Consider the following 6635-nt stretch of genomic DNA (forward strand, 5'->3'; position numbering starts at 1 on the left):
CTGCTCTCCTAATCCGTGTACCTGATCCGCGGGTCGAACACCGCGTAGAGCATGTCGACGGTGAAATTGGCGAACACCACCACGACCGCGATGAACATCACGAGGTTCTGCACGATCGGATAGTCGCGCCAGCGGATCGCCTCCACCAGGAAGCGCGCGACGCCGGGGATGTTGAACACGGTCTCGGTGACGATCAGGCCGCCGATCAGGAACGCGGCCTCGATGCCGATCACGGTGATCACGGGCAGGATCGCGTTCTTCAGCGCGTGGTGATAGTTCACCGCCGCTTCGGAGGCCCCCTTGGCGCGGGCGGTACGGATGTAGTCCTGCCGCAGCACCTCCAGCATCGAGGAGCGCGTGATGCGCATGGTCAGCGCCGCGCTGCGGAAGCCGACGGCGGCAGCCGGCACGGCGTAGGTCGCGAACGCCTCGAGCCAGGTCTTCGGGTTGGGATTGAAGATCGGCATCTGCCCGAACATCGCCACGGACGCTGTGAGGATCAGAAGGCCGAGCCAGAACGAGGGCAGCGACAGCCCGCTGAGGCTGACGACGCGAAGCGCGTAGTCGAGCTTCGTGCCCTGCTTCACCGCGCTGATGACGCCGAGCGGAATGCCGATCGATGCCGAGAACAGCAGCGCGAGGCCGGCGAGCTTTGCCGTGATCGGAATCCGCGGCAGGATCTCCTGCAGCGCCGGCTTCTCCGAGACATAGGAGAAGCCGAAATCGCCGCGCATGAAACCGCTGATCCAGTGCCAATATTGCACGATCAGGGGACGGTCGATGCCGAGCTCCTTCTCCAGATTGGCCTTGTCGGCGGGATCGACATAGCCGGCGGCGGCGAACAGGATGTCGACGATGTTGCCCGGCACGATGCGCAGCAGGAAGAAGATGACGACCGAGATCCCGAACAGGGTCACGAACATCAGGAACAGGCGCCGCACCAGATAGGCAAACATGCACCGCCCTCCGCGCCAGCCGTCAGCGTTGCGTCACTTGTCGAGCCACACATCCTCGTAGCGGAAGCCGTTGTAGGAGCTGTTCGACATGATCGTGACGCCCTTGACGTGGGGGTGCCAGCAGGTGCCGGCGCGGGCATGGAAGATGATCGGGCGGGCGACGTCCTCCTGCAGCTTCTTGTCGATGTCCCAGACCAGCGGCCTGCGCTTTCCGATGTCGGTCTCCTGCGACTGCACGTCGAACAGCTTCTCGATCTCCTTGTTGCAATAATTGGTGTAATTCCGCTCCGAGCCGCAGGCATAGTTCTCGTAGAACGACTGGTCGGGATCGTCGACGGCATTGCCGGTCAGGTTGAGGCCGAGCATGTAATCCTTGCGCGCGACCTTCGGGAACCAGTTCGCGGTTTCGACGACGTCGAGCTCGCCGTCGATATAGATGGTCTTGAGCTGGTCGATCAGGATCACGGCGGGGTCGCGATATTCCGCGATGTTGCGCGTCGAGACTTTCACGGCGAGGCGCTTGTCCGGACCGTAGCCCGCCTTCTGCATCAGCTTCCTGGCTTCCTCGCGGTTGGCGTTGATGTCGCGGCCATAGCCCGGAATGGTCTCCAGCCGGTCCTTCGGCATGCCCCAGAGGCCCTGCGGCGGCGGCAGCATGGTGCCGCCGATGTCGCCCTGGCCTTCGAACAGGATGTCGACGAACGCCTTGCGGTCGAGCGCGAGCGCCATCGCGCGGCGGATGTCGATGTTGTCGAACGGCGCGGAGGTGGAATTGACGATGATGTTGGTCGAGACGTTGGTCGGCTCGACGACGCAGGTGGCGTTCGGCGCCTGCGACTTGATGTCCTTCAAAAGCGGGATCGTGATGTGCGTCGGAAAGGTCATGTCGAACTTGCCGGCGACGAAGGCCAGGATCGCGGTCGAGCGGTTGGTGATGATGGTGTATTCGATGCCGTCGAGATAGGGCAGACCCTTCTTCCAATAGTTGGGATTGCGCGTCAGCTTGATCGATTCGTTGGCCTTGAACTCGACGAACTTGAACGGTCCGGTCCCGATCGGATGGGTGCGCATGTCCGCCGGCGAGACATGACAGGGATAGACCGGCGTGTAGCCGGAGGCGAGCATCGCCAGCAGCGAGGGCTGCGGCCGCTTCAGGTCGAAGGTGACCTCGAATTCGCCGTTGGTCGTGACCTCGTTGACCTCGCTGTACCAGGCCTTGCGCGGATTCTGCCGCAGCTTCTGCTGCGACTTGCCCATCAACAGATCGAAGCTGCATTTGACGTCGGCCGAGGTGAACGGCTTGCCGTCGTGCCATTTCACGCCCTGGCGCAGCTTGAACGTCAGCTTCTTGTTGTCGCTGCTCCAGGACCAGCTTTCGGCGAGGTCCGGCCGCAGCGTATCGGGGCTGTTCTGCGCGATGTGCTGATCGTAGATGAGGAGATTGTTGAACACCCCCATGAAGGGGATGTTGATCGAATAGGTCGCGCCTTCGAGGATCGAGGCGTTGGCCGGACTGTCGCGGTGATACATCCGCAAAATGCCGCCCTGCTTGGGCTCGCCGGCGAGCGTGGCAGTTGAGGCCGTCAGCACAGATAACGCCGCCATTGCGGCGAGCGCCCACACGCTCCGCATGCTCATCCTCCCTGGACCTCGGCCTTTTGCGGCCTGTTATCCCGACGATAGCGAGGCGCGTGCAGCGAGGCAACCCGCAAGGCCAGCTGCAATCTCGACAATTCGGATGACGGAATATCTCGGGGGCTTCTCTCATCATGCGAGAGTGCAGGTGCGAAGACGCGATTCCTGTGAGAGTTTGCGCGAGGTCGCCTCAACAACCTCCGCTGTCATCCCGGACAAGCGCGCCCTCAGCGCGCGCCGATCCGGGATCCATAGCCACAGGGAGGAGTTTGGCGAAGACTCGGAGTTGCCAGCCCATGCCGCAACTCCTTCCTGGGGTTATGGTTCCCGGGCTCGCGACTTCGTCGCGCCCCGGGAAGACAGTTGCGTGTATGGCGCTTGCTTGCGCACCTTACGTAGCGGAAACCCTCACACGATCCGCGAGACCTTGTTCCCCCAGTACCGGTCCCGCAGCAGCCGCTTGTACAGCTTGCCGGTCGGCAGCCGCGGCAATTCCTTTTCGAAATCGACCGAGCGCGGCACCTTCTGCCGCGATAGCGACTTTGCGCAGAACGCGATCAGCTCCTCGGCGAGCGCCGGCCCCGGCTCCACGCCGGGCATCGGCTGCACCACCGCCTTCACCTCCTCGCCGAGATCGGCATTGGGTACGCCGAACACCGCGGCGTCCGCCACCTTGGGGTGGGTGATCAGGAGGTTCTCGCATTCCTGCGGATAGATGTTCACCCCGCCGGAGATGATCATGAAGGTGGCGCGGTCGGTCAGGTATAGGAAGCGGTCGGCATCGACATAGCCGACGTCGCCGACCGTGCTCATGCTCCCATCGGCAGAGCGCGCCTCCTTGGTTTTCTCGGGATCGTTGAAATATTCGAACGGCGTTGCCGTCTTGAACCAGACCTGGCCGGGCGTGCCGGTCGGGCATTCCCGCATGTTCTCGTCGAGAATGTGCAGGTCCCCGAGCAGCACCTTGCCGACGGTGCCGCGATGCGCCAGCCATTCCTCGCTGTTGCAGGCGGTGAAGCCGAGGCCTTCGGTGGCGCCGTAATATTCGTGGATGATCGGTCCCCACCATTTGATCATCTCGTCCTTGACCTGCGGCGGACAGGGCGCGGCGGCGTGGATGGCGATCTCCAGCGAGGACAGATCGTAGCGGGCGCGCACCTCCTCCGGCAACTTCAGCATGCGCGAGAACATCGTCGGCACCAATTGCGTGTGGGTGATGCCCCATTGCTGGACGAGCTGCAGGTAACGGTCGGGATCAAAGCTTTCCATGATGATCACGGTGCCGCCCATCCGGATCGTGAGGTTCACGGCGGCCTGCGGCGCCGAATGATAGAGCGGCGCCGGCGACAGGTAGACCATGCCCTCGCGGTAGTGCCAGAGCCTCAACAGGAAATCGAACAGCGGCAGATTGTGCTTCGGCTTCTCCTCCGGCAGCGGGCGCAGGATGCCCTTAGGTCGTCCCGTCGTGCCGGAGGAATAGAGCATGGCGGTGCCGAGCCACTCGTCGGGAATCGGCGTTGCCGGCAGGCCGGCGGTCACCTCCGATAGGCCAACGATGCGCTCGCTCTCGCCCGGGCCGTCGGCGACGATGCAGAGCTTGATGTCGGGACAAGCCTCGATCGCCTCGCGCGCGATGGCGAGCTTGGCCATCGACGTGATCAAAATCTTCGACTGGCTGTTGACGAGCAGATAGGCGAGCTCGCCCGGCGTCAGGAACGAGTTGATGCAGGTGTAGTAGAGCCCGGAGCGCTCGCCCGCGCCGCAGGCTTCGAGATAACGCGCATTGTTCTCCATGAAGATCGAATAATGGTCGAGCCGCCTCAAGCCGTGCTGGCGGAACAAGTGCGCCAGCCGGTTGCTGCGCGCCTCCAAGTCGCGATAGGTGACGGCCTCGCCGGTCGCCGCCATGATGAAGGCGGGCTGCAGCGGACGCAGGCGGGCGTGGTGACCTGTGTACATCGATCCTCCGGATGTCGATCAGGCGGCAAGCAGCAGGATCTCGCGCACATCGGCGGAGCTAGCGATCTTGCGCGGGTTGCGCGGAATCCAGTTCGTCCGCATCGCGGCTTCCGCGATCGCATCGAAATGATCCGGCGCGATGCGCACGTCGGCGAGGCTGCGCGGCATGCCGAGGGAGCGGATGAACGCATCGAGCACGTCGGCAGCATTGCGGCCGGGATAGCCCATGGCGGCGGCGACGATCATCTGCCGCTCGGCATTGTCGCGCGCATTCCAGCGCATCACCGCCGGCAGCATGACGCAGGAGGTGTAGCCGTGCGGCACGTCGTAGGCCCCGCCCAGCACGTAGCCGATGCCGTGGCTCGCGCCCATGGGCACGCCGGCGGCGAGTGCGCCCATCGACAGCCAGGTGCCGATCTGCGCGTCCATCCGCGCATCGAGATCCAAAGGGTCGGCCTTCACCCGCGGCAGCGCGTCGGCGAGCATGGCGAGGCCCTTCACCGCCTGCGCATCGGCGTAAGGATGCGTCTCGTGCGAGCAGATCGCCTCGACGCAATGGTCGACGGCGCGGATGCCGGTCGACAGGAACAGCCATTCCGGCGTGTGCACGGTGATGGCAGGATCCAGAATGGTCGCGCGCGGCACGGCGAGCGGATGCCGCAGCATCTGCTTCACGTGGCTCGCGCGGTCGGTGACACCAGCGATCGATGAGAACTCGCCGCCGGCGATCGTGGTCGGCACGCTGACCTGCCGCACGTGAGGGGCGTTCATCTCGGGCGCGGCGCCCTTGTGCACGCGGATGCGGTCGATGCCGGCGATATCGTCGATGTCGTTGGCGAGGCAGAGCTGCACCGCCTTGGCGCCGTCGGTGATGGAACCGCCGCCGATTGTGACGATCAGATCGGCCTCCACCGCGCGCGCCGCTTGTGTCGCCGCGATCACAGCCTCGCGCGGCGTATGCGCCGGCATGGCGTCGAACAGGCCGGCGCAGCGCGCGCCGAGCGCCTCTCTGATTTTCGTGATTTCGTCGGTCTGCCGGTTCAGCGTCCCCGACACCATCAGGAAGGCGCGGCTTGTTCCGAGCCGGTCCATCTGCGCGACGATGGCCCCAGCCGCAGGATGGCCGAACACGACCTCCTCGATCGCGCCGAACACGACACGTCCCTGGTACACGCCTGTCCTCCCCGGACAATTCGTTGTTGTTGTTAGGGACGCAATCTAGCCGACCCCGCCGGAGCCGTCATGCGCGAAGACGCTGACCGTTTGCAGCGCAGGGGCGGGGCTGTTGAAGATGAGATGTGGCGGCGGCCGGCGCGCACGCCTCGTCCTTCGAGACGGCGCTACGCGCCTCCTCAGGATGAGGCTCATCGGCGCCGGTGCCCGTCGAGAACTGCCGCCGCGCACTCCACCCTCATCCTGAGGAGCCCGCTTAAAGCGGGCGTCTCGAAGGATGGCTGCAGGGGAAAATCTCTCCAAGGCGAGTCCTTGCCAAAAAGGCAGGGCCAGCAACCGGCCGCTATTCCCTCAAAACACCACGCCCACGCGCGTGCCGCGCTTCCAGGCGATGCGGCAGCGCTTCTTGGTGTTGACGTGGAGCAGCTCGAAGCGATCGGGAATCGTCACCTGGCCGCCGAGATCGACGCAGGCCCCGCCGGGCGAATAGTCGATCAGCGTGCACGGGATCACCGGCGCGCGCGGGTCGGTGATGATCTTGGCCTGGCGTGACACCAGGCCCGCGGGCTTCACACGGACAAACTTGCGCGGATGCATTGGCACGTCTCCTCCAATTCCGCAGGTCGCGGCGGCTGATCTGTCCCAATCATGGAAAAGAGTTGATGCGATCCCCCTAAGCCGCGCCCGAGAATTTTAACGAAAAGTGTCAGCGAATGACAAAAGCAGCGGTAGCGGAGTGCGCTTCCCCTCTCCCCTTGTGGGAGAGGGTGGCTTCGATGCGAAGCATCGAAGCCGGGTGAGGGGTTCTATCCTCGCGAACGGTCCCACGCGCGGCAACAACCCCTCATCCGGCGCTTCGCGCCACCTTCTCCCACAAGGGGAGAAGGGAAGTCACCCCGTCACCCCCTCCAC

General features: G+C 64.3%; 5 protein-coding genes. All 5 read right to left on the reverse strand.

Annotated elements, in window-relative coordinates; genetic code table 11:
- Positions 1-8: 8 nt before the first annotated feature.
- The 5 genes from I6F31_RS35315 to I6F31_RS35335 all read right to left on the reverse strand — a co-directional run bounded on the left by I6F31_RS35315 (position 9) and on the right by I6F31_RS35335 (position 6320).
- Positions 9-956 carry an ABC transporter permease gene (locus I6F31_RS35315; RefSeq protein ID WP_057025974.1) on the reverse strand — a complete coding sequence of 316 codons (948 nt, stop codon included), beginning with the start codon at positions 954-956 and terminating at the stop codon, positions 9-11.
- Between the two features lie 33 nt (positions 957-989).
- On the reverse strand, positions 990-2588 hold the full coding sequence (locus tag I6F31_RS35320; protein WP_036002044.1) for an ABC transporter substrate-binding protein: 1599 nt from the start codon (positions 2586-2588) through the stop codon (positions 990-992).
- Between the two features lie 411 nt (positions 2589-2999).
- A complete protein-coding gene (locus I6F31_RS35325) occupies positions 3000-4550 on the reverse strand; it encodes an AMP-binding protein (protein WP_036002023.1) in 1551 nt (516 codons plus the stop codon).
- Positions 4551-4568: 18 nt separating this feature from the next.
- Positions 4569-5723, reverse strand: a complete 1155-nt coding sequence (locus I6F31_RS35330; RefSeq protein ID WP_036002020.1) for an iron-containing alcohol dehydrogenase — start codon at positions 5721-5723, stop codon at positions 4569-4571.
- Between the two features lie 351 nt (positions 5724-6074).
- The gene (locus I6F31_RS35335) at positions 6075-6320 is read right to left on the reverse strand and encodes a PilZ domain-containing protein (protein WP_036002017.1); all 246 of its coding nucleotides are present in this window, start codon (positions 6318-6320) and stop codon (positions 6075-6077) included.
- Positions 6321-6635: the final 315 nt, after the last annotated feature.

The sequence above is a fragment of the Bradyrhizobium sp. NBAIM01 genome (genome assembly GCF_020194115.1).
GTDB lineage: Bacteria > Pseudomonadota > Alphaproteobacteria > Rhizobiales > Xanthobacteraceae > Bradyrhizobium > Bradyrhizobium yuanmingense.